Here is a 23,632-nt window from a genome sequence, read left to right as displayed (position 1 = left end):
TCCTTACCTTTTTATCAATTCAGGAACGTCGTAGCGAACGTTGAATGCGTGACTGTTCTTTGCCTAATTCTAACAATGTCTGTTCAATATAGGCCAAATGTTGATGACACGCATCCCGCGCTTGCTCCGGTTGGCCAGCAACAATGGCACTCACCAGTTGCTGACGGTGTTTATTCAGTTTTTTCAGCAGGCCTTCGCGGCCGGCCAGTATTTCCAGATTCTGACGAATATTCTCCGCCAGGAGTTCCTGCATGCCATGCACAACATGCAATAAAATAACGTTATGCGAGGCCTCTGCAATGCGATGATAAAATTCAACCAAGGCATCCACCTGCTCATCAATACTGCGCGTTTGGCTAACCACTATGCCTTTGATACTCTCCGATATTCGATCCAGATCGGCTTCAGTACCTCGTAAAGCGGCATAGAAGGATGAAATACCTTCCAGCGCATGACGAAACTCAAGCAGATCAAACTGGGATTCGGGGTGTTTGGCCAGCAAGTCAAATAAGGGGTCGGTTAGCTGTTCATTCATGCTATTGACGACATAAGTACCGCCGCCCTGACGACGCTCGACCACGCCCTTTGCTTCCAGCTTTTGAATGGCTTCACGCAGCGACGGTCGTGATACATTAAATTGCTGAGCCAGTTGCCGTTCTGCCGGCAGTTTTTCCCCGGCACCAAGCCGCCCGTCGACGATCATCTGCTCAAGGTGAGCGACGATAGTGTCGGATAACTTCGTTTGTTTTATGGGTAAACTCGACATAACGGTAAATTGGTCAGACCAAAAGATGCCGTTATTCTAAATCATTTATTTGCTGAGCCCAAATATTTCTCAGCTGGTACTACCTCTAACTCACTGCTCCCCACACCGTTAGAGCAGCAATAACAACTATCCAGAAAACTTGCTGACGACGCATTAAACGTAGCTGGCAAGCGATGTGCTCAGTTCTGTCATCCGGGTGCTGAGGACTGTCTTCTGCCTTACCGGCCACCTCAAAGAGCAGTTTATCGGGGTCTGTCTGTGGATTCAGACTCTGCTGTAACCACGTCGGAAACGCGCGTGAAAAGTGCCCCACTATCAATAAACCAAAAGCGGATAATCTCGCGGGAACCCAGTCTGCAAACCACAGGAGTTGTTGCCTGGGCTTAGTGTCTTTTTCGGCATAACGTAACGTGGCGTACACCAAAGCACCAAAGCTCCCGAACAGCACAAAATAAAACATCACCGCAATATATTGCCGATAATTGATCCAGATTAAAGAATCGCTGAGTTGCTCTGGCTGATGGCGCCCGGCAAATTCAGTTAATGCCTGTTGGTGCGCACTTACCTGCTGCTCATCACCCCGGTTGGCCGCTTTCAAATAGGCTTTGTATTCCTTACGGGCCGGTTCGCAGTTGATAGCCAGCAACAGTGCCAGAATGCTGACAATAAAGGTCACCATCAAGTTATCCAGCAGCACCACCAAAAGGCCAATCGCCACGGCTGGTACCAACATACGCACCAACTGCAGCGGCCCACTTTCCCATTTTTCATCCTTAAGCCGTTCTGCACTCCAGCCTTGCCAGCGTTCTAAATAAAACGACCAGTGCAAAAAGCCCGGGCTGTGATACAAACGCTCAACGCTTAATGCTATCAGCAACGCAATGAGGACCATTCATGACTCCTTATAAGGCATTTAAGTAGGTCTGCCAGTCAAATTCACTGCCGGGGTCTGTTTTACGACCCGGGGCGATATCCTGATGGCCGACAATACGTCGACGGTGCAATTTTGGGTATGTGGCAATGAGTGCCTCAGTGACCGCAATTAACTGCTCATACTGTTGTTCAGTATAGGCACTGTTGTCCGTTCCTTCGAGTTCTATACCAATGCTAAAATCATTACATCGCTTACGGCCACAGTAACGCGACCTACCCGCATGCCAGGCTCTTTTGTCAAAGGGTACGTATTGCTCTAACGTACCATCCCGGCGGATCACACAGTGTGCCGACACTCTGAGTCCTTTTAAAATAGCAAAGTCCCGGTTCGCTCCGGTGTCCAGCTCGCCCATAAACAACTGGCGAACATAGGGCGTACCGTATTCCCCTTCCGGCAGGCTAATACAATGAATGACCAATAAACTGATGTCATCGGTTTGCGGCCGCTCATCATAATGCGAAGACGGGTATTGCACAGCCGTGGTAATTTTATGATTTTTTATCGGGTCGCTTTTCACAGGCTCAACAAAACGGTAAAGTTTGCCCCCTAGTATCCGTATTGTCTGCTAAAAGGTAAAGTCATCTATGAGTCAGCCAGAGCTGCAACTTACCATTCAGGACGGCGTACGCGCTGCGCTGAAGGAAGATTTGTCCGGCGAAGACGCCAGTCGCGATATTACCGCGCAACTCATTCTCGAGCAAAGCCAGTCGCACGCCAGTATTATTACCCGTGAAGATTCTGTCATCTGCGGCTGCGGCTGGGTTGATGAAGTGTTCCGTCAGTTGGGCCAGCAAGTAGAGATTGAGTGGTTAGTCAAAGACGGCGACAAGGTAGAAGCCGACTCTGAACTGTGCCGACTGAAAGGCCCGAGCCGCACCTTGCTAACTGGCGAGCGTACCGCTTTAAACTTTTTACAGACGTTGTCAGCAACGGCGACGACGACCTACCAGTACAGTCAGTTACTGGAGGGTTATCAAACGCAATTACTCGATACTCGTAAAACCTTACCGGGTTTGCGTTTAGCACAGAAGTACGCGGTACGCTGTGGCGGCGGTGTAAACCACCGTATCGGTTTATTCGATGCCTATCTCATTAAAGAGAATCACATTTTTGCCTGCGGAGGTATTGCCGAGGCGGTTGCCGCAGCCAAACGTCTTAACCCGGGCAAGACCGTAGAAGTTGAAGTCGAAAACCTCGAAGAGTTCTCGCAGGCTTTAGAGGCTAAAGCAGACGTGATCATGCTGGATAACTTTGATATAGCGGATATAGAACACGCCGTAAAACAAAACCAGGACAACGATGCCCATACGGCCAAACTCGAAGTTTCAGGCAATATTACCGATGCCCGATTGCAAGAGCTTGCCGCCACCGGCGTCGATTTTATTTCCTCCGGCGCATTAACTAAAAACATTCAAGCCATTGATTTATCAATGAGAATTTCAGAAGATAGCGAATAACCTACAGAACAATAGAATTTACTAATTGTTCTGAGTGAACCACAGTTCTGCTGTTTTTAAACACGGAGCTGTCTCATGCAGGAAGCACATTTTCGCCGTTTCACCGGCACGGGTTTTAGTCTTATCGAAATGATGGTTGTAGTGGCCATCATTGCTATTCTCTCCGCTATTGCGGTGCCATCGTATACCTACTACACGCAACAAGCCAAAGTCAGTAAGGCGCTGGCACATGCTCAGCCGTTACAGCTGGGTATCGCTTTATGCTGGCAAATTGAAGGCCAGTTAAACCAGTGCAACCAAGCCGGTAATAACGGCATTCCCGGCCTACCGTCACCGCTGCCGGATGAACTTAGTGATTTGAGCCTGACTGAATCAGCCAGCGTCCGCTTAACTCTCAATTCAGTGACTATAAACAACCAACCACTACAGGTTGAACTGACGCCAAACGCCGCGAATACCCATTTATCCTGGAACATTGCCTGTTCTGACTACAGTGAGTCGCGCTCTGTTGTTCAAAACTGCGAAGAACAGGTCAGTTACTAATGGGTCCTATTGCCTGTTGTTCTCTTTCGCATCTCGCGGCAAAGCAGAGTGCACCCAATAGAGAAAGCGACCCTTTTCTTGCCCAGCATGGTTTACTTCCTTTCGCAGAAGGTGAGCACTGGATTCTGCTGATACAGGAACCGGGTTATTCGGCTGTCGATGCGGTGTTACTCAGTTTTTACAGCGATAAAAAGGTGATGATTATTCGGGGACAAGGAACACTTCCCGGCATTCGACTGACACATGAGTCAGCCATTAACTACGTTAATCAGCTGTTGTTATATTGCGCGGAACACGGCTTTTCCGATCTTCACTTGCAACCGCAGGAAGACGGGGTCGTCGTCAGAGGACGGGAAGCAGGTGAACTGCGCCGCCTGGATTTTATCTCGGCACCTTTCGCTCAGCAGGTGTACTCACGTATTAAAGTGCTGGCTAATCTCGACTTAACAGAACATCGACAGCCGCAGGATGGCCGCTTGTCGGTACTTACGGATACTCACCAACAGCACGAATTCCGTCTGAGTTGTTGTCCGGTGGTTGGTGGCGAGAAGCTGGTACTGCGATGCCTGCAGCCAACACAAAGTATCACGCCACTGCAACAGTGTGGGCTTCTGGATGAGCAATACCAGTGGTTTGCCAAAAGCCTGACCCAGCGCCAGGGGCTGATTTTAATCACAGGACCGACCGGCAGCGGGAAAACCTCAACACTTTACAGCGCAGTCAGTCAACTGAACACCGAGAGTAGTAATGTTTGCAGCGTTGAGGACCCGGTTGAAATTCCGCTGCCCGGATGCAGCCAGGTGATGGTGAATAACCGCCAGGGGCTAACGTTTGCCCAAATTCTCAGAGCCCTTCTCAGACAGGATCCCGATGTCATTCTTATTGGCGAAATTCGCGACGCTGAAACCGCAAGAATTGCGGTACAAGCCGCTCAGACAGGCCACTTGGTTCTTACGTCGCTGCACACTAACAGTTGTCTCGACAGTTTAAAGCGGCTGCAGTCACTTGGGATCAACCCATTGGATATTCGCAGCTCACTCAAACTCCTTGTGAGTCAGCGGCTGTTTGCCGGACCGGAATTGACAAGCAGCACGGAACAAAAGCGCCAGGCGGTCTTTGAGGTGGTGCCCTGGCTCGAACATGCTGACAAACTCATGGTCGAAAACACCACCGAGGATGATCTGCGCCGCTATCTGCGCGAGCTAAAGCTACCGGACTTTTCGCAAGCATTGCAACATTACTTTGATACCGGTCGCATTAACCACTCAGAAAAGGAGCGCATTGCTTATGAAGCTGGTTAGTTATCGCTGGTTATGGCAAGCCCATAACCAGTGTGGCTTGATACATGCTGACTCGGCCTTACAGGCCAGGCAATTACTGTCACAACATCATATCCATTGTGGGAAAATAGAGCGTCTCTCAAGCCGACGCCAAAGCCGCTATAAACCAGCGCTCTCGTTATGGTATTTGCTATTGCAACAGACCGCTAACCTACTGGCCAGCGGCTTACCGCTCTCTGCCGCTCTGCGGCACAGTATTGGCGAAACTCCATCGAAAGGTTTGCGCTGGATGGTTGAAGACTGTATTCGCAGCATTGAGCGCGGCATGTCGTTTAGTCACGCGCTACGGCAATACAAAAACTGGCTTCCCGAAGCTGATATTCACGCGATAAGCTGGGCGGAACAAAATGGGCAGCTGGCTGACGCGCTCACTCAGTTACAAAGGCTCGCAAGGCGTCAGCAGCAACTGAAAAAACAACTGGTTAAAGCTTTGCGCTACCCGTTGATAGTATTAGCCGTCGCCACCGGAGTCTGTCTGATGATGATGGGGTGGGTACTCCCCAGCTTTGCCGCATTATTTGGTGACGGAGAGTTACCGTGGTTAACCGCTACTTTACTAGAGGGTTCGTCGTTCTTACGAGATAATGGCGCTCTTATTATCGGTACCGTGCTAGTCGCCTTTTTGCTGGCATTCACTGTAAAAAATAAAGCGCCATTACGGTGGCAACGCTCGCTGGCCTATTTACCCTTTATAGGTCAGCTACTGCAGGACATTAAACTACAGCAGTTGTTTCATCGTTTAGCGGTATCGTTGCAAACCGGTACCGAAGCCCGCCAGGCACTAAAAACCACAGAATCATCACTGACCTGGTTACCACATAAGGCCGCTTTACGTCAGGTTCGGCAGCGGCTGGAATCCGGTTATGGCTGGGTCGACAGTTTTCGCACCAGTGCGTTGAATGAACCTCGTACCCTAAGCTTTCTTCTGGTTGCTGAACAAAATGGGAAAATTGATAATGCGTTTACCGCTCTTGCCGATTTTAACCAGCAGCGATTTGAACAAAACTGCGAGCGCCTGATTGGTTTGGCGGAGCCCTTGCTGATGGTTGTATTAGGCGGCATTATAGGCACTCTTTTGGTCGCAATGTATTTACCGCTGTTCTCTATGGGCCAGCAATTTCAATAACTAAGGAACTGACGTATGGACTATTTGCTCGCGGCTGAATCAGTGCCCACTTTAGTGCTCGCCCTGGTATTCGGTGCGGTTATCGGCAGCTTTTTAAATGTGGTCATCACTCGTCTGCCGATACAGTTACAACGCCAGTGGCAAAGGGAATGCGCCGAAATGAATGGGACACCGGTCACAGAGCAGGACCGTTTTTCGATTGCGGTACCCGGCTCGCATTGCCCTCAATGTAAAACGTCCATTGCCTGGTACGACAATATTCCTCTACTCAGCTACTTAGTGTTAAGAGCCCGCTGCCGTCATTGTAAAACCCGTATTTCGGTCGCTTACTGGCTGGTCGAACTTATCAGTTGCTTAGCGTTTGGACTCATCGCATGGCACTATGGTTTCAGCCTCACGGCTCTGGTTTTGGCAACGTCTCTTTCACTATTGATTTGTCTCTTCGTTATTGACTGGCGCCACCAGCTGCTTCCTGATCAGCTTACTTACCCGTTACTCTGGATTGCTTTACTCTGGTCAATGTCCAACAACAGCGCCATCACTCCGGACTCTGCGATTATAGGAGCTGTGGTGGGTTACCTGAGCTTATGGAGTGTTTATTGGGCCTATAAACTCATTACCGGCAAGGAAGGCATGGGTTACGGTGACTTTAAACTGCTGGCCGCCATCACCGCTTTTACCGGGGCAACCCTATTGCCGGTCACCATTCTTGCAAGTTCGGTTTGTGGAGCCATCATAGGACTCTTTATGCTGCGCCAAAAAAGTCGTTCTCAACCGATACCCTTTGGCCCGTTCTTAATCGGCGGGGGCTTACTTAGTTACTTCTACGGTACTGAACTGCTATTCGGCTACTGGCGTTGGTTAGGGGGCTTTTAAACATGACTTATGTTGTAGGGTTAACTGGCGGTATCGGTAGCGGAAAATCGGCGACAACCGCACAGTTTGAAACGCTGGGCATCACCGTCATTGACGCCGATATTGTCGCGCGGCAAGTCGTGATGCCAGGTACGCCCTGCCTGAAAGCCATTGCTGAACACTTTGGGCCACAAATACTGAGCCAGGAGGGGCAGCTTGACCGTAAAGCTTTGCGTCAAAAGGTGTTTTCTAACCCAGAAGAAAAGAACTGGCTCAATGAATTACTTCATCCGGCCATACGTCAGGAAATCTTAACTCAGCTGGAGCAGGCGCAGTCGCCTTATGCAATTTTGTCCGCCCCTTTATTACTGGAGAATGGTTTAGAACAATATTGCCAGCGCGTAATCGTGGTTGATGTGCCCGAAACGACCCAGATAGAAAGAACCGTTCAACGTGACGACAGTCCCAGAACAGAAGTTGAAGCCATAATGGCAGCTCAGCTAAGTCGAGAAAAACGACTAGAAAAAGCAGATGATGTGCTGCACAACGATGGCAGTCTGGAGATGCTGCAGAAACAAGTGAATGATTTGCACCAACGCTATCTGGCGGCAACCGTTGCACAGGAAAAGTAATACGCTATTATAGGAGCAGAGTTCACTAATTGGCAATCGCATGACTTCCACTGATAACGACAGCATTCTTTATGAATATCCGCTTCAGGAGCGCATGCGAACCTATTTGCGATTAGAGCATGGCTTTGAGCAACTGAAAGCCAGCCTAGAGTGTTTTAAAGACCAGGCAGAGCCCTTTTTTAATGCGTTATTTGACGTGACTGACTTGCTAGAGCGCTTTGATATTCGCACGGAGCTGAGCAAAGACCTAGATCTCGACAAGCAACGTTTGCAAAAGTGGGAAGAGCATCCCGACGTTGATAGAGATGCTTTAGGTAAAACCATCAATGAAATTGATTATTGCCTAAACAGACTTCAGGATATCCCGAAGTCTCTAAGGGAGTTAAAAGACGATTCACTATTAGCCAGTATTCGTCAACGCTTTAGTCAGCCCGGAATGAGTGGTCTGTTTGAATTACCACAACTGCACCTTTGGTTAAGTCAGCCTCCCCAGAAGCAAGAACAACAATGTGAAATTTGGTGTGAAACACTGGCTTTTGTAGAGCTGGCAATTACGTTAAAGCTCACCTTGCTTCGTGAGCAGTCCGTTTTTGTACCTATGCAGCTTCAAAATGGTTTCTTACAGGAAAGTTCAGAACAGCAACTGGCCATGTTACGCATTAAAGTCGTCCGTTCAGCTAACATTTATCCTGTCATTAGTGGGCATAGACAACGTTTTACGATACGATTCATGCCGTTACCGGGGGAGAGTTTAGAGACCTCTCCGCAAGATATTGAATTTGAACTCGCAAGGTGTAGTCCATGAGTATAAGTGTTAATTGTCCCACCTGTCAGGCAAACGTTGAGTGGTCGGAAAAGTCGCCCGCCAGACCGTTTTGTAGTGAGCGTTGTAAGTTGATTGATTTAGGTGAGTGGGCTAACGAAGAAAAAACCATCCCGGGCGAGCCAGTCGTTGTTGCCAATGATGACTACAATGGCGAGCACCGAGACGACTAATTAATACGCGTTTAATGACTGCATAATGCATTCAACTATGGGTTGATTGGCTTCCGGAAATTGGAATGCATCCAGTTGGTTCTTATCAACCCAGCACCAGTCCTGCCCCTCTAGCTGACGCGCTTCGCCTTCATATGAGATTATCCACCAGACATCGAGCAAAACTCGCTTGTCTTTATACTGGTGTTCTATCACTGTTAGCGGCGCCATGTCGGCCACATCGATGCCGCACTCTTCTTTCAACTCACGTTGCAACGCCTGTTGGACATTTTCGCCAGCTTCGACTTTACCGCCGGGAAACTCCCACTTTCCACCCTGATGCTGTTCAGGATGACGCTGGGCGATGAAAATTTCGCCCTGATCGTTTTCAATCACGCCTACTGCAACATGCACAGCAGGCGATTTTTCGGTTTTCATAGTAACCTACAGTTTACCGTGACAGTGTTTGTATTTTTTACCTGAGCCACAAGGACACGGCTCATTACGTCCTACCTTTACGCCTTTACGAACCGGTTGCCCTGACGCCTCAGCAGCGTTTTGCTTCGGCTCTTCCGCGGCCGGGCCACTCTGCTCATGCCGGAACTCGCGAGGAGCGCTGTCTGCCGCTTTACGCTGTTCATCAACTGCATCCACATCTTCCTGAGCGCGCACCTGCACCTTACTTAAAATAGTAACGACATCCAGTTTCAGAGCTTCCAGCATCTCAGTAAAGAGCTCAAAGGCTTCTTTTTTGTATTCCTGTTTGGGGTTTTTCTGCGCGTAACCACGCAAATGGATACCTTGGCGCAAGTGATCCATAGCCGCCAAATGCTCTTTCCAATGCTGATCAAGACTCTGCAACATGATGGATTTTTCGAAGCGACGTATCACTTCAGAGCCAACCATGTCTTCTTTTTCCTGATACGACTTCACCAGCTCTTCCAGCACACGTTCACGCAGAACTTCTTCGTGAAAATGCTCTTCATCTTCCAGCCACTGTTGTAATGGCAGTTCGATATGGAAATCGCCGCGCAAACGCTCTTCCAGGGCTTTTAAATCCCATAGTTCAGCTAAAGACTGAGGCGGAACGTATTCGCTGATCACTTCATTGATGACATCTTCCCGAATAGCGGTGATGGTTTCCGATATATCACCTTCGTCCAGCAGCTCGTTACGTTGTTCATAAACAACACTGCGCTGATCATTGGCCACGTCGTCATATTCAAGCAGCTGCTTACGCACGTCAAAGTTGCGACCTTCAACCTTACGCTGCGCGTTTTCGATAGCACGAGTCACCCAGGGGTGCTCAATGGCTTCGCCTTCTTTCATGCCCAGACGCTTCATCATCGTCGCCATCCGGTCAGAGGCAAAGATTCGCATCAGCGGATCTTCCAGTGACAGATAAAAACGTGAGGACCCCGGGTCACCCTGGCGGCCGGCACGACCACGTAACTGGTTATCAATACGACGAGACTCATGCCGTTCGGTGCCAATAATGTGCAAACCGCCGGCTTCAATAACGGCGTCATGCAGCTTTTGCCACTCTTGCTTAATCTCTTCAATTTTCTCGTTAGATGGCTCTTCTAATTTTTCCACTTCGGCCATCCAGCTTCCGCCCAGCACAATATCGGTACCACGACCGGCCATATTGGTCGCTATAGTGACCGTGCCAGGACGCCCGGCCTGAGCGATGATGTCCGCTTCGTGTTCGTGGAATTTGGCGTTCAGTACTGCATGGGGAATCTTTTTCTGCTTCAACAACTTCGATAATAGCTCGGAGTTCTCGATAGACACCGTACCCACCAATACCGGCCGCTTCTGTTTACGGCATTCTTCAATGTCTTCGGCAATGGCTTCGTATTTTTCAAGCGTGGTCAGATAGATTAAATCGGCTCTGTCGTCACGAACCATTGGCTTATTGGTTGGTAAGACGATGGTTTCTAAACCATAGATAGACTGGAACTCAAACGCTTCAGTGTCAGCTGTACCGGTCATACCGGCCAACTTGTTGTATAAACGGAAGTAGTTCTGGAAGGTAATAGACGCTAACGTCTGGTTTTCATTCTGAATAGGTACGCCTTCTTTGGCTTCTACCGCCTGATGCAGACCCTCTGACCAGCGACGCCCTTCCATTGTACGACCCGTATGCTCATCAACGATAACCACTTTGTCGTCTTTAATGATGTAATCAACATCTTTTTGAAACAGATGGTGAGCGCGCAGAGCCGCATTAATGTGGTGCAGCAGGCTGATGTTGGCCGCTGAATAAAGCGAATCATCAGCGTCAAGCATCCCCTTTTCTTTCAGCATGTCTTCGATGTGTTCTTGTCCATGCTCAGTCAAATGCAACTGTTTGGCTTTTTCATCGATAGTGAAATCGCCGTCGCCCTTTTCTTCCTCGGTGTCTTCTTTTTCCTGGCGTACCAGTTGCGGTACCAGCTCGTTCATTTTGCGATACATTTCAGAACTGTCTTCCGCCGGACCGGAAATAATAAGCGGGGTACGTGCTTCATCAATTAGGATTGAGTCAACCTCATCGACCAACGCGTAGTTCAACTCACGTTGCACTCTATCCTGTGGTGCAAAAGCCATGTTGTCGCGCAGATAATCAAAGCCAAACTCGTTGTTCGTACCGTAGGTGATATCGGCCTGATAGGCGGCTTTTTTATCTTCCGGTGCCATGCCCGGAATGTTAAACGCCACGGTTAAACCGAGGAAATCAAATAATGGCTGGTTAAATTCAGCATCACGTTTGGCCAGGTAATCGTTTACCGTGATGATATGAACGCCTTTACCCGGCAACGCATTCAAATAAGCCGGCAAGGTTGCAGTCAGCGTTTTACCTTCACCCGTTTTCATTTCGGCGATACGGTTGTCGTTAAGCACCATGCCGCCAATTAGCTGGACGTCAAAGTGGCGCATATCAAACACACGCTTACTGGCTTCTCGAACCGTAGCAAAGGCTTCTGGCAAAATTTTATCTAAACTTTCACCATCGTTAAGACGCTTTCGAAATTCCGTTGTCTTCTCTTTTAGCTCGGCGTCGCTTAACGCTTCAAACTCGGGTTCCAACGAGTTGACTCGCTCAACGTCTTTTTTCATTGTTTTGAGAATGCGATCGTTGCGACTACCAAATACTTTTCGGAACAGACTGCCTAGCATGAGATTGATTTATCCTGTGTTACTTTTCTGAACAACAAAAGCGGTACCGAAGTACCGCCCACGTTCTAATAAATTAACTGAATTATTTTGAGCCAGCTTTACGATACACAAACTGATTAGGGTCAATTTGACGACCATTACGTAAAACCTCGTAATGCACATGCGGGCCCGTTGAACGACCCGTACTGCCCATTTCAGATATTTGCTGACCCCGGGTCACTACGTCGCCGACTGAAACCAATATTTTTTCGTTATGTCCATAGCGGGTTTTTAGGCCACCACCGTGATCAATTTCTATCAATTTACCATAGCCATATCGATCGCCTGCCCAGGTAACCACCCCGGCACCGGTGGCAACTATTTCCACATCTTCGTTATAACTGGCAAAGTCGAGGCCTTCATGCATCGACGGAACGCCATTAAAAGGATCTTTCCGGATGCCATACTGCGACGATAGCCAACCATCTGAAATTGGACGACCAGCGATGTACGCATCGTTATTAACTTGGTGGTTCATCATCACGGATTCAAGTAGCGAAAGCTGTTTTTGTTTGTCTGAAATCTGCGACAACATACTCTCAATTTCGTTAATAACATCGCCACCAGAGCTCAACGGCAATTCAGCCACTTCCGTTTCAGGCCCACCAATAGGCATTTCCTGATTAAAGTTAAATTCACCGTTATCGAGATTAGCGACTCCGGCCAGGCGCTTACCTAGCGCATCGAGACGACGCATTTGCGCTCTGAGCTCGCCCAGATAAACCGTCATTGCTCCAAGCCTTTTTTGGGTATCTTCTTTTAGTTCTTTGAGGGCTTGTTCCTGCAAGACGAGTTTTTTCTGTTCTTTAGTGATTTTATTTTTGGCCAGTTCCGGATCAATTCCCTGATACTGCCACGGCTGCCAGACAGTAAGCCCCATAAAGGCCGCAATGCCCACGAAGGAAAAAAACCGACGTCGACTTAAACGAATACGAAAACGTATTTTGGAGCCTCGATAAAAGACTGATAAACTCATCTGAACTCTCTTATTATTTGCCTACTACGCAATTATGTCACGACACCCGAAAACCCCATCTCAGTGGCTTCGTTCCGGCCAAAAACCGTTGTCGGCAACATTACGACACTATGCACAGTTTGCCGCCCAACTTTCACATTGGCAACAATTGTTTCAACAATGCGTGGATAAAAACACGAATCAACATTGCCAATTGCTGAATATCCGTGATGGTCAAATGATCATCCATGTGGATAATGGTAGTTGGGCAACCCGGCTAAAACTTCAACAAGCGGCCATTATAACGCATTTTCGACACAATGCGACGGTCCCCGTGCACAGCTTGTCGATAAAGGTGTCCCCGTCAATGAACAGTTTTGAGAAAAGTATTAAAAATCAGAAGGATTCAAACAGCGCAGACCGTTTACTGGCGATGGCTGAGGGGTGTGATGAGCCGCTAAAATCAGAGTTAAAAGCGTTGGCGGCAAAGTTTACCGCCAACGACAATGATTAGGCTGTGGTGCTTGCAGGAGACCAAAAAGCGATAGGCGCTTCGGCCTGTTCTTCGTCAAAGGTGACAAATTCCCAGGCAGACTGCTGCGCTAATAACGCTTGTAATAACTGGTTGTTCAACGCATGTCCGGATTTATACGCACGCAGGTGACCCAAAATACTGTGGCCCCCCATGTACAAATCACCAATAGCATCCAGCATTTTGTGTTTTACGAATTCGTCGTCGTAACGTAAGCCGTCACTGTTGAGAATACGGAATTCGTCCAGCACGACCGCATTATCAAAACTACCGCCCAGTGCCAGATTATTTTCCCTTAAAAACTCAATGTCTTTCATAAAACCAAAGGTACGAGCACGGCTAATCTCTTTGATAAAGGCATTAGCACTAAAGTCGATGCTGACGGTTTGCCCTGTGTCTGCAATAGCCGGGTGTTCGAAGTCGATAGCAAAGTCGATGCGGAAACCATCGTGGGGTAGCAGTTCCGCCCACTTATCACCGTCTTCAACACGTATCGGCTGTTTGATCTTAATGAACTTTTTCGCTGCTGACTGCTCTTCAATGCCCGCGCTTTGTAGCAGGTAAACAAACGGGTGCGAACTGCCGTCCATAATTGGAATTTCATGCGAATCCACTTCGATAACCGCATTATCAATTCCAACGCCGGCCAGCGCAGCGAGCAAATGCTCGACGGTAGAGATACGAACATTTTCCTCATTGATAAGACAGGTACACAGCTGCGTATCACGCACCCAATCGGCCCGTGCTGGAATATCCACCACTGGGTCAAGGTCCACACGACGGAATATCAAACCGGTATTAGCAGGCGCCGGGCGTAAAGTCAGATTGACTTTATTGCCTTTATGCAGCCCAACACCCGTGGTTGATATTGCTTGCTGTAATGTACGTTGCTTAATCATGGTACTTGTTCACCTACCTTTTCTATTCGGTTCGCCATGGCTAACGCCAAAGCGGCCGCATATTATACGACATTTGTCATGGTTCGATCAAATTTTACGCAAATTTACACAGAGTTACGTCAAGTTAATCGACCTGTTTTCGTAAAAATGCCGGAATATCCAGGTAATCGAGTTCTTTATCCTGTTTAGCTTTGGCAGCCGGTTGGCGTTTTGGTTCCGCCTTGGGTTCTGCCTGCATCTCTTCCTGCTCCTCATAACGAGGGGCGGCTGCACCGCGGTCAATATCGCTACTACGGTAAGCGTGCTGTGGTTCGCGTTTAGGCGTCGCCTGACTCGCGTTATTAACCAAAGAGATATCCGGTTTACGCTCAGCACCTATGCCGGTCGCAACCACAGTCACCCGCAACTCATCTGACATTTCGGTATCAATAACAGTACCCACAATCACAGTGGCATTATCAGAAGCAAAGGCTTTCACCGTATTACCAACTGTATCAAGTTCTTCAATGCTCATGTCCATGCCGGCAGTGACGTTAATCAATACACCGCGAGCACCAGACAGGTCGATGTCTTCAAGTAACGGACTGTTGATGGCCATTTCTGCTGCTTCCTGCGCACGGTCTTCACCGCTGGCGACACCGGTACCCATCATGGCAGTACCCATTTCTTTCATCACTGCACGAACGTCAGCAAAGTCGACGTTGATAAGGCCCGGACGAGTAATCAGCTCAGCAATCCCCTGAACCGCGCCCAACAATACGTTGTTGGCTGCACTAAAGGCATCCAGAAGGCTGGTTCCGCGACCCATAACTTTCAGCAGCTTCTCGTTTGGAATGGTAATTAGCGAGTCGACACTTTGCGCCAGGGCGTTAATGCCTTCTTCCGCTACTGCCATACGCTTTTTCCCTTCAAACGGGAACGGCTTAGTGACTACAGCAACAGTCAAAATACCCAGCTCTTTAGCCACTTCAGCGACCACAGGTGCTGCACCGGTTCCGGTACCACCGCCCATGCCGGCCGCAATAAAGACCATGTCGGCGCCCTCTAAGTGGACTTTGATGTTCTCGCGGTCCTCTTCTGCCGACTGACGACCCACTTCTGGGTTAGCGCCAGCGCCAAGCCCTTTTGTGATGTCTTGCCCTAATTGAATGGTGACATCCGCCGTATGATTACGCAGAGCCTGCGCATCGGTATTGGCTGCAATAAACTGCACACCTTCAATCGATTCTTTTACCATGTGCTGGACAGCGTTTCCGCCACCACCACCGACGCCAATCACCTTAATGACGGCTTCGCTTTCATAATTGTCCATCAGTTCGAACATAATAATTCTCCCTACCTGCTTTTAACGTGCTACCCCAAGTTAAAACTCACCTTTGAACCAACTCTGCACTTTTTGCCAGAGTCCGATCACGTCAGTTTTAGAGCTTTCTTTTTGTGACACAGCGGCATCTTCCTGCCCATACCGTAACAGTCCCACCGCTGTGGCATAAACCGGATCTTCGACGTAATCCCGCAGGCCTTTCATGCCCAAAGGAACGCCGATACGAACCGGCATTTGAAAAATTTCTTCGGCAAAATCAACGCAGCCTTCCATTTTGGCGCTGCCGCCGGTGATAACGACCCCGGCTGCAATCTGTTCATCTAAACCACTTTGCTGGATTTCATCCCTGACCAGCTCAAACAATTCCTGATACCGCGGCTCTACGACTTCTGCCAGCGTATGCCGCGACATGACCCGTGAAGGACGACCACCAACCGAAGGCACTTCGATAGTGTCCTCCATGCTGACCATTTGTCGTAACGCACAGGCATGCTTGGTTTTAATTTCTTCCGCATGGTTGGTCGGCGTGCGAAATATCTTAGCGATATCGCTCGTGACCTGATTTCCCGCAGCGGGAATCACCGCAGTATGGCGCAAGACACCGCCCGCGTAGATACAAATATCAATGGTCCCACCGCCTAAATCGACCAGCGCGACCCCTAAATCTTTTTCGTCGTCGGTCAGTACCGAGATGCTTGACGCCAAGGCTGAAAAAATCAGTTTATCGACTGACAGGCCACAGCGTTCTACCGCTTTAATGATGTTTTTTGCCATGTCGTTGGCACAGGTAATAATGTGCACTTTCGACTCCATGCGAACACCTGACATGCCGATTGGGCTACGGATGCTCTCTTGCGAATCAATCACATATTCCTGTGGCAGTACGTGCAAAATACGACGCTCTTTCGCGATAGGCACTGACTGTGCGGCGTGAATCACACTGTCAACGTCGTCCTGTGTCACTTCGGCTTCGTTAATCGGCACCATGCCACTCTCGTTCTGGCAGGAGATATGACGCCCTGAAATGTTCAGATAAACCGAGGCGACACGACAGTCCGCCATCAGCTCAGCCTCGTCCACAGCGCGCTGAACCGACTGCACGACCAAGTTCAGGTCGTTCACTCCACCCTTGTCCATACCCCGCGAGGTTGCCGTACCAACGCCAACAACGCTGATCTCATTGTCCGGCAATAGTTCGCCAATCAGCGCTGTGACTTTACTGGTGCCTATATCCAGACCTACAACCATATTGCGTTCCGATGTTTTCGACATAACGGTCTAACTCTCACTTTTTGCTTTACGCCAGGCCACTGCAGCCCCGGTGTCATATCGTAAATCCACAGTATCGATTTCGTTGTTTTTACTTTTTTCATGCTCCTGAATAACAGGGAACAGATCGATAAAACGTTTTATTCTTTCCAGTGTTGCTTCGCGCCCCAACTTTATTTCTATCCCTTTTTCCAGAACGATATTAACCGCAAAACGCTCTGTTAAGCGCAGAGCCCGCACCTGAAAACCATTCACTTCCAACATCTGCTGAACCCGGCTAAATTCGCTCCAGGTTTCTCCCACTGCGTCTTCCGGACCAAAGAGTTGCGGTAATACCGCGTCCACTTGCTCTAAATTCGCCCGAAACACCTGACTATGCTGGTTTATCAGGCGGTCTCCGTTCCAAATAGCCACCGGCTGGTGCTCTGTTACGTAGACCGATAATTTATTCGGCCAGACCTTGCGAATGGATACTTTTTGCACCCAGGGTAACTGTTCTACCCGACGCCTTAACTCGTTAACATTCGCCGTAAAAAAGCTGCCCATAGGCTCTGTCGTTAACGCTTGCCTGACCGCTTCACTACTCGTGTACTGCAACTCTCCTTGTACACTTAATTTTGCTAACGGCACCTGTCGCTCGTCTGTCAGCACTTGATTTAACTGATAAATGCCAACCAGTACGCCGACAATGGTCAGGAATAACACGGCAACACCTGACCAAAAATTAACGGAGCGCAGGCGCTGTTCAGCGACCATCATCAGCGCTCCAGTGTTTGCGCTAAAATGCGCTCCACCAAGTCATTAAAACTTAACCCGGCCGCCTTAGCTGCCATCGGTACCAAACTCTTTTCAGTCATTCCGGGAACCGTGTTGGCTTCAAGTAAAAACCAATCACCTTCCTTGTTACGCATCACATCAATGCGTCCCCAGTCGCTTGCGCCTATTGCCGAAAAAGCACGTTCTGCGAGCTTTCTCAGCGAGACCTCATCTTCATCGCTTAACCCAGCGGGGCAGTGATACTGCGTATCATTTGCCTGATACTTTGCCTCAAAGTCATAAAACTCATGCGGTGTCTGCAGACGAATAACCGGCAAAGCAGTTCCTTCCAGTAAACCAATGGTGTACTCAGCACCTTCAATCCACTGCTCAACTAAAATGTCATCATCAAACTGCGCAGCATGTCGTAACGCCGCCGCCAGCCGTGGTCCGCTATCAGCACTGCTCATACCAATAGATGAGCCTTCCCGGGCCGGTTTTACAATGACCCGCCCGCCAAGCTCAAGTAATAATGACTCGGCATTTAATTGTTCTATATCCGCCTGGGTGACCACTCGCCAATTTGCTGTTGGTAACCCCAAAGAATGCCAAATTTGTTTGCAGCGCACTTTATCCATACCCAAAGCACAACCCAGAACACCACTGCCGGTGTAAGGCATTTCGAGTATTTGCAGCGCGCCCTGCATACTGCCGTCTTCTCCACCACGCCCGTGCAACGCAATGAACACACGTTCAAAACCGTCATCCACAAGCTCCTGCAAACTGTGAGCTGCAGGGTCAAATGCGTGTGCATCAATACCTTTTGCGACCAGGCCCTTCAGCACAGCCATTCCTGATTTTAACGAAACATCGCGTTCGGCTGATGTACCGCCCAGCATGACTGCTACCTTACCAAAGGCGTTAGCGTTCATGGCTTAACACCTCCGTTGCAATGTGTTTCGCCATCGCTCCAATGTTCCCTGCCCCCTGAGTCAACAATAAATCGCCTGGGGCCAACACCGACTCCAGAACCTCAGGCATGTCATCGACCGTTGCAACGTAAATAGGGTCAATTTGTCCGCGCAGCCTGATAGAGCGACACAAAGAGCGGCTATCGGCACCACTTACCGGCGCTTCGCCGGCACCGTAGACTTCCAGCATGAGCAACACATCAACCTGCGACAACACATTAACGAAATCCTCATACAAGTCTCGTGTCCGCGAATAACGGTGAGGCTGGAACGCCATAACCAAGCGGCGCTCAGGCCAGCCTTCACGAGCAGCCTGAATAGTCGCAGCGACTTCAGACGGGTGGTGGCCATAGTCGTCAACCAGCATGACTTCACCAGGCTCTTTGTTATTGGGTAAAGCAAAGTTCCCATAATGCTGAAAACGGCGACCAATGCCTTCAAACTTGTTTAATGCTGATTGAATCGCCTCGTCGTCGATACCTTCATCGGTGGCTACCGCTACTGCAGCCAACGCATTCAGCACATTGTGCTTGCCGGGTAAGTTCAGACAGACATCTAGCGGTTTAAGGCCTTGACGTAAAATCGTAAAACAGCTTTCGCTGGCGGTTTGCTGATAGTTCATCGCCCGAATATCGGCCTCTTCGTTAAAGCCATAAGTGATTGCCTGGCGTCCCAGCTTCGGTATTAAGTCAGCAACGACCGGATCGTCCACACACATAACGGCTAAACCATAAAATGGCAGGTTGTGCAGAAACTCCACGTAGGTGTCCAACAACTTGTTAAAGTCACCTTCGTAGGTGTCCATATGGTCGGCTTCAATATTTGTCACTATCGCCACCATCGGCTGCAAATGCAGGAACGACGCGTCGCTCTCATCCGCTTCGGCGATAAGATACTTACTGTTACCCAGGCGGGCATTAGAGCCAGCGCTATTTAATAAGCCACCAATAACAAAAGTGGGGTCACGCCCGGCTTCGGCAAAAATACTAGCCACAAGAGACGTGGTGGTGGTTTTACCATGCGTTCCCGCAACTGCGATGCCATGACGAAAACGCATTAGCTCTGCCAGCATCTCGGCACGACGCACTACCGGCACCCGTAATTCGTGGGCGGCCACTAACTCAGCGTTATCAGTTTTAATGGCACTGGAGACAACCACTACACTAGCGCCTTCAATGTTGTCTGCCGCATGACCCAGTACGATGGTTGCACCTAAACCGCGCAAACGTTCAGTGTTTGTGTTTTCGGCGATGTCAGAACCTGAGATCTGATAGCCCTGATTCAACAACACTTCAGCAATACCCGCCATACCGGCACCGCCGATACCAACGAAATGTATTCGCTGTACCCGACGCATTTCCGGGACGTTCACAATAGTAAATGGCTGTGCGCTGGTTGCGGTCATGCTAGTCATCGCCCTGTTTAAATTCCATACATTCATTGACCAGTCGTTGCGTTGCCTCTGGCATTGCACACTGGTCAGCAAAACGCGCCATTGTCCACAGTTGTTGTCTGTCATGCAATAAACGATTTAACTGTTGTTTCAATGCACCTTTCATTAATTCAGTTTGCGGCAATAGAACCGCAGCTCCCCGGCTTTCCAATACTTTTGCATTCGCAGTCTGATGGTCGTCCACCGCATGCGGTAGAGGCACAAGAATGGATGCAACCCCCATTACTGCCAGTTCGGAAATAGTTAAGGCGCCAGCCCGGCAAATAACGAGATCGGCCCGATTAAAAGCCTCACCCATATCTTCAATAAACTCCGATACCGTGAGAGTTTTAAGCACCGCAGCGCTCTGATAAGCCTGCTTTGTAGTCGATTCACGGCCAACACCACACTGGTGTACGACATTGAGCTCGATTCCTTCTAATGCTTCGACGGCTTCAGGCACCGCTTCGTTCAACACCTGCGCCCCCAGACTTCCGCCAATCACCAACAGATTGAGTTCACCGGTCATGCTGGAATTGTCTTTTTGCACCGAAGTGTGTTTCAGCACCTCCCGCCGCAAGGGGTTACCCACCACCGCGTACTGTTGCCATTGTGGCAATGCGACCGGCAGGCCGAGAAACACTTTATTCGCTCTGGGGGCTAACAACCTGGTTGTCATACCGGGTATGGCATTTTGTTCATGCACCACTAAGGGAACACCGCTTAACTTAGCCGCTAAGCCCATAGGGGCGCAGACATAGCCCCCAAAGGTTGCAACCACCTGCGGATTCAGCGCTTTGAGTAAGCGTCGGCACTGCCAAACTGCTTTTGCTAACGTCAAGGGCATCAATAATTTACGTTTGAGCCCATGCCCGCGAACGCCGGTCATACTAATACTGTGCAGAGGAAAACCAGCAGGCGGAATCACCCGGCTCTCTAAACGACCTTCCTGAGTACCCAGCCAGTCAACTTGCCAGCCGGAATCGCGCATTTGTTCTGCCACTGCCAGCGCAGGGAAAATGTGACCTCCGGTGCCCGCGGCGGCGATGAGTATGCGGTTCATTCGGCACCTCCGCGTGGCGCCACTTTACGGCCACTCATACGGCGCTCATGATCAATACGCAACAACAAGCCGATGGACAATGCAGAAACGATCAGGCTATTCCCGCCATAACTCACCAGAGGCAGGGTTAACCCTTTAGTCGGTAGAGCCCCGGACGCCACGCCAATATTGACAAAGGCCTGAATACTAAACCAGATGCCAATACCGTACGCAAGGTAGCCGCCATAACGTTGTTCCATCATTAAACAACGGCGACCAATAATCAGCGCTCGCCATACTAACATCAGTACCATGACAATAACGGCGAGTACGCCGAGAAAACCTAACTCTTCGGCAACAACCGCCATGATGAAGTCGGTATGCGCCTCTGGCAGATACTGCAATTTTTGAATACTGTTTCCTAAACCCACGCCACTAAATTGACCCTGACCAAAGGCTATCAGCGACTGCATTAATTGGTAGCCCGCGCCAAATGGATCCTTCTCCGGTTCTAAAAAGGTCAACAACCGCTGCATACGGTAAGGTTCAACAATAATCAGTAAAATTAGCGCCAGTACACAGGTAATAAATACGGCGAAAAACTGCCATAGCTTTGCGCCCGCTAAAAACAACATAGCAACCGTTGTCGCCGACAAGACCACAACCGTTCCGAAATCAGGCTGCATCAACAAAAGCACAGCCGCTATAAACAACAACGCCAGAGGTTTTATAAAGCCTTTCGTCGCTTCACGCACCTCGTCTTCGCGGCGAGATAAGTAACTGGCCATGTAGATGCAAAAAAACAGCTTAGCCACTTCGGCAGCCTGGAAAGTAATGGGACCCACTTTAATCCAGCGTTGTGAGCCATTCACTTCATAACCAATGACAAGAACCGACAGCAGCATCAACAAACCAAGCAATAATAGTTTGCCACTGTGCTTGTTCCAGGTATCACTGGGCACGCGTAAGGTTGCCAACATCACCGCAACGCTAATGACAATGTACACGCCGTGGCGAATCGCAAAATAGAACGGATTCCCGGTCAGTCGTTCAGCTGTTGGTAACGATGCTGAGGTAACCATCACAAAGCCAAATGCCAGTAAAGACATAGCGATGGTAAACAGCAGTCGATCGTACAATGGTTGACGAGTTTTAGGTTGAAACCATTCAAGCAGTTTATGCCATGGACGGCTATTCTCAGCCGCCGGCATCTCCAGATTTAGCTGCTCTTCACGCACTGTCGACATAAAGCGCCTCCACTGCCTGACGAAAGCTATCGCCGCGATGCTCAAAGTTCTTAAACTGGTCGAAGCTGGCACACGCCGGTGACAACAGCACCATGTCGCCAGCTTGTACAAGAGATGAGGCTAGTTCGACGGCCTGTTGCAGACTTTTCACCTGGCGCGAACCGTTAAATAACTTACCTATGCGAGAACCATCCTCACCTATTGTTAATAAAATATCGACACACTCGAGAGTCGACTGCAACTCCCTGAAGTCGGCGCCTTTGCCCTCTCCCCCGGCAATGAGCAGTAGCCGGCCATTGACGGTAGGGCGGAGACCTTCGACGGCCGCCGCCGTTGCGCCGATATTAGTTGCTTTTGAGTCGTTAACCCAAAGTACTCCACCGTTATTGCTCACTAACTCGCACCGATGAGGTAACCCTTTAAATTCTTTTACTGCGTTAACCGCTTGCTCAATGGGAAGGCCAATAGCCTGACACAGTGCCAATGCCGCCTGCACGTTGACTAAGTTATGAATTCCCTGCAACTGCAATTGATCGGCTCTTAACACCACGTTCCCGCGGAAGGTAATTGCCACCGGTCCACTGGAACGATCAACATTGCCCGAGAGTAAGCCAAAATGCTTGGGGTGAGAGTCATTACCAAAAGTCATCAGCTTTCCGGTCACCGGATGCGGCCAGGTATCCTGCTGCTGACGGTACAAAACCCACGTTTTCGCATTGGCAAAAATTCGTTGTTTGGCCTTGATATAGTCTTCGAGACTGCCATAACGATCCATGTGATCAGCACTAATGTTCATTAGTGCCGCTGCTTCTAATTTCAGACTGTTAATGGATTCAAGCTGGAAACTAGACAGCTCCAACATGACCGCGTCGGGCTGCTCGCCGGGTTGCAGTAACTCTAAAACGGGTAGACCAATATTGCCGGCAGCCGCCACATTTTTACCACATTGGGCCGCAATAAATTCAACCATTCGGGTCACTGTGGATTTTCCATTTGAGCCTGTTACCGCAACCGCCGGCAAGCTCGACTCTTGCGCGAAGAGTTCAACATCGCCAACCACCGGAATTCCCGCGTCTCGCGCCAAAACAATAGGTTCTTCTCTTAAATCGATACCCGGGCTGGCAATGATTATGTCAGCAGCCAGTGTATCTTCTATTTCCCAGCGACGGTTCAGGAACTCGTCATCCCCCAGCATCTGTTTTGCTTCTGCCAGGCCCGGAGGATCGATGCGGGAATCAAACACTTGTATGCGCGCATTTGCTAAGGTTTTACCCTGCTGCTTTTTATCGTGTAAATAGCGCAGCACAGAGACCCCGGTCTTTCCAAGACCGAGGACAATAATATGCTTCATGTTATGCCAGGCTATTTTACTCATC

The 23,632-nt window shown here is 49.4% G+C and carries 24 protein-coding genes; 9 read left to right on the top strand and 15 right to left on the bottom strand.

The features are described 5' to 3' along the window. Positions 1–19: 19 nt before the first annotated feature. From pdhR to ampD, 3 genes are all read right to left on the bottom strand, one after another. Positions 20–766, bottom strand: coding sequence for a pyruvate dehydrogenase complex transcriptional repressor PdhR (gene pdhR, locus RBK99_RS06510; protein WP_317503827.1), 747 nt, complete (start codon positions 764–766; stop codon positions 20–22). Positions 767–851: 85 nt separating this feature from the next. Then, positions 852–1,658 carry a beta-lactamase regulator AmpE gene (ampE, locus tag RBK99_RS06505; RefSeq protein ID WP_317503826.1) on the bottom strand — a complete coding sequence of 269 codons (807 nt, stop codon included), beginning with the start codon at positions 1,656–1,658 and terminating at the stop codon, positions 852–854. 10 nt (positions 1,659–1,668) lie between these two features. After that, the gene (gene ampD, locus RBK99_RS06500) at positions 1,669–2,217 is read right to left on the bottom strand and encodes a 1,6-anhydro-N-acetylmuramyl-L-alanine amidase AmpD (RefSeq protein WP_317503825.1); all 549 of its coding nucleotides are present in this window, start codon (positions 2,215–2,217) and stop codon (positions 1,669–1,671) included. A gap of 67 nt (positions 2,218–2,284) precedes the next feature. Between ampD and nadC the strand changes: the two genes are divergently transcribed. The 8 genes from nadC (at position 2,285) to yacG (ending at position 8,649) form a co-directional block, all read left to right on the top strand. Beyond that, complete coding sequence (gene nadC / locus RBK99_RS06495; RefSeq protein ID WP_317503824.1) at positions 2,285–3,157, top strand: carboxylating nicotinate-nucleotide diphosphorylase; 873 nt, start codon at positions 2,285–2,287, stop codon at positions 3,155–3,157. Between the two features lie 75 nt (positions 3,158–3,232). Then, positions 3,233–3,700: a pilin gene (locus tag RBK99_RS06490; protein WP_317503823.1), complete on the top strand. Its 468-nt coding sequence runs from the start codon at positions 3,233–3,235 to the stop codon at positions 3,698–3,700. After that, positions 3,700–5,001, top strand: coding sequence for a GspE/PulE family protein (locus RBK99_RS06485; RefSeq protein WP_317503822.1), 1,302 nt, complete (start codon positions 3,700–3,702; stop codon positions 4,999–5,001). Before RBK99_RS06490 ends, RBK99_RS06485 begins: the two co-directional genes overlap by 1 nt. Beyond that, positions 4,988–6,166 (top strand): type II secretion system F family protein, encoded by a 1,179-nt coding sequence (locus RBK99_RS06480; RefSeq protein ID WP_317503821.1) that lies wholly within the window; start codon positions 4,988–4,990, stop codon positions 6,164–6,166. Before RBK99_RS06485 ends, RBK99_RS06480 begins: the two co-directional genes overlap by 14 nt. A 15-nt stretch (positions 6,167–6,181) precedes the next feature. Beyond that, complete coding sequence (locus RBK99_RS06475) at positions 6,182–7,042, top strand: prepilin peptidase (RefSeq protein ID WP_317503820.1); 861 nt, start codon at positions 6,182–6,184, stop codon at positions 7,040–7,042. Positions 7,043–7,044: 2 nt separating this feature from the next. Then, positions 7,045–7,653: a dephospho-CoA kinase gene (gene coaE / locus RBK99_RS06470; RefSeq protein WP_317503819.1), complete on the top strand. Its 609-nt coding sequence runs from the start codon at positions 7,045–7,047 to the stop codon at positions 7,651–7,653. Between the two features lie 40 nt (positions 7,654–7,693). Then, a complete protein-coding gene (gene zapD, locus RBK99_RS06465; protein ID WP_317503818.1) occupies positions 7,694–8,458 on the top strand; it encodes a cell division protein ZapD in 765 nt (254 codons plus the stop codon). Continuing rightward, positions 8,455–8,649, top strand: a complete 195-nt coding sequence (yacG, locus tag RBK99_RS06460) for a DNA gyrase inhibitor YacG (RefSeq protein ID WP_317503817.1) — start codon at positions 8,455–8,457, stop codon at positions 8,647–8,649. The genes zapD and yacG overlap by 4 nt, the downstream gene beginning before the upstream one ends. Here the strand turns inward: yacG and mutT are convergent, their stop codons facing one another. The 3 genes from mutT to RBK99_RS06445 form a co-directional block, all read right to left on the bottom strand. Then, positions 8,650–9,066: an 8-oxo-dGTP diphosphatase MutT gene (gene mutT / locus RBK99_RS06455; RefSeq protein ID WP_317503816.1), complete on the bottom strand. Its 417-nt coding sequence runs from the start codon at positions 9,064–9,066 to the stop codon at positions 8,650–8,652. It abuts the gene before it with no gap. Between the two features lie 6 nt (positions 9,067–9,072). Further along, on the bottom strand, positions 9,073–11,790 hold the full coding sequence (secA, locus tag RBK99_RS06450; RefSeq protein WP_317503815.1) for a preprotein translocase subunit SecA: 2,718 nt from the start codon (positions 11,788–11,790) through the stop codon (positions 9,073–9,075). Positions 11,791–11,872: 82 nt separating this feature from the next. Beyond that, the gene (locus tag RBK99_RS06445; RefSeq protein WP_317503814.1) at positions 11,873–12,805 is read right to left on the bottom strand and encodes a peptidoglycan DD-metalloendopeptidase family protein; all 933 of its coding nucleotides are present in this window, start codon (positions 12,803–12,805) and stop codon (positions 11,873–11,875) included. Positions 12,806–12,839: 34 nt separating this feature from the next. On the opposite strand from RBK99_RS06445, the gene RBK99_RS06440 reads away from it, so the two are divergent. Beyond that, positions 12,840–13,298, top strand: coding sequence for a DUF721 domain-containing protein (locus RBK99_RS06440; protein WP_317503813.1), 459 nt, complete (start codon positions 12,840–12,842; stop codon positions 13,296–13,298). On the opposite strand, the gene lpxC is transcribed toward RBK99_RS06440, so the two are convergent. The 9 genes from lpxC to murD form a co-directional block, all read right to left on the bottom strand. Continuing rightward, positions 13,295–14,215: a UDP-3-O-acyl-N-acetylglucosamine deacetylase gene (lpxC, locus tag RBK99_RS06435; protein WP_317503812.1), complete on the bottom strand. Its 921-nt coding sequence runs from the start codon at positions 14,213–14,215 to the stop codon at positions 13,295–13,297. The two genes, RBK99_RS06440 and lpxC, sit on opposite strands and share 4 nt — an antisense overlap. 124 nt (positions 14,216–14,339) lie before the next feature. Beyond that, a complete protein-coding gene (gene ftsZ / locus RBK99_RS06430; RefSeq protein WP_317503811.1) occupies positions 14,340–15,539 on the bottom strand; it encodes a cell division protein FtsZ in 1,200 nt (399 codons plus the stop codon). Positions 15,540–15,578: 39 nt separating this feature from the next. After that, positions 15,579–16,811, bottom strand: a complete 1,233-nt coding sequence (gene ftsA, locus RBK99_RS06425) for a cell division protein FtsA (RefSeq protein ID WP_317503810.1) — start codon at positions 16,809–16,811, stop codon at positions 15,579–15,581. A 6-nt stretch (positions 16,812–16,817) separates the two neighbouring features. Further along, positions 16,818–17,567 carry a cell division protein FtsQ/DivIB gene (locus tag RBK99_RS06420; RefSeq protein ID WP_317503809.1) on the bottom strand — a complete coding sequence of 250 codons (750 nt, stop codon included), beginning with the start codon at positions 17,565–17,567 and terminating at the stop codon, positions 16,818–16,820. Then, positions 17,567–18,496: a D-alanine--D-alanine ligase gene (locus tag RBK99_RS06415; RefSeq protein ID WP_317503808.1), complete on the bottom strand. Its 930-nt coding sequence runs from the start codon at positions 18,494–18,496 to the stop codon at positions 17,567–17,569. Before RBK99_RS06415 ends, RBK99_RS06420 begins: the two co-directional genes overlap by 1 nt. After that, on the bottom strand, positions 18,486–19,949 hold the full coding sequence (gene murC, locus RBK99_RS06410; protein WP_317503807.1) for a UDP-N-acetylmuramate--L-alanine ligase: 1,464 nt from the start codon (positions 19,947–19,949) through the stop codon (positions 18,486–18,488). Before murC ends, RBK99_RS06415 begins: the two co-directional genes overlap by 11 nt. Further along, a complete protein-coding gene (murG, locus tag RBK99_RS06405; protein ID WP_317503806.1) occupies positions 19,942–21,030 on the bottom strand; it encodes an undecaprenyldiphospho-muramoylpentapeptide beta-N-acetylglucosaminyltransferase in 1,089 nt (362 codons plus the stop codon). The genes murC and murG overlap by 8 nt, the downstream gene beginning before the upstream one ends. Further along, positions 21,027–22,256, bottom strand: coding sequence for a cell division protein FtsW (ftsW, locus tag RBK99_RS06400; protein WP_317503805.1), 1,230 nt, complete (start codon positions 22,254–22,256; stop codon positions 21,027–21,029). Before ftsW ends, murG begins: the two co-directional genes overlap by 4 nt. Continuing rightward, positions 22,240–23,631, bottom strand: a complete 1,392-nt coding sequence (gene murD, locus RBK99_RS06395) for a UDP-N-acetylmuramoyl-L-alanine--D-glutamate ligase (protein WP_317503804.1) — start codon at positions 23,629–23,631, stop codon at positions 22,240–22,242. Before murD ends, ftsW begins: the two co-directional genes overlap by 17 nt. Between the last annotated feature and the right edge of the window lies 1 nt (position 23,632).

Source organism: Idiomarina solivarensis, assembly GCF_033052755.1.
Lineage (GTDB): Bacteria > Pseudomonadota > Gammaproteobacteria > Enterobacterales > Alteromonadaceae > Idiomarina.
This window is presented reverse-complemented; position numbering and strand designations above follow the sequence as displayed.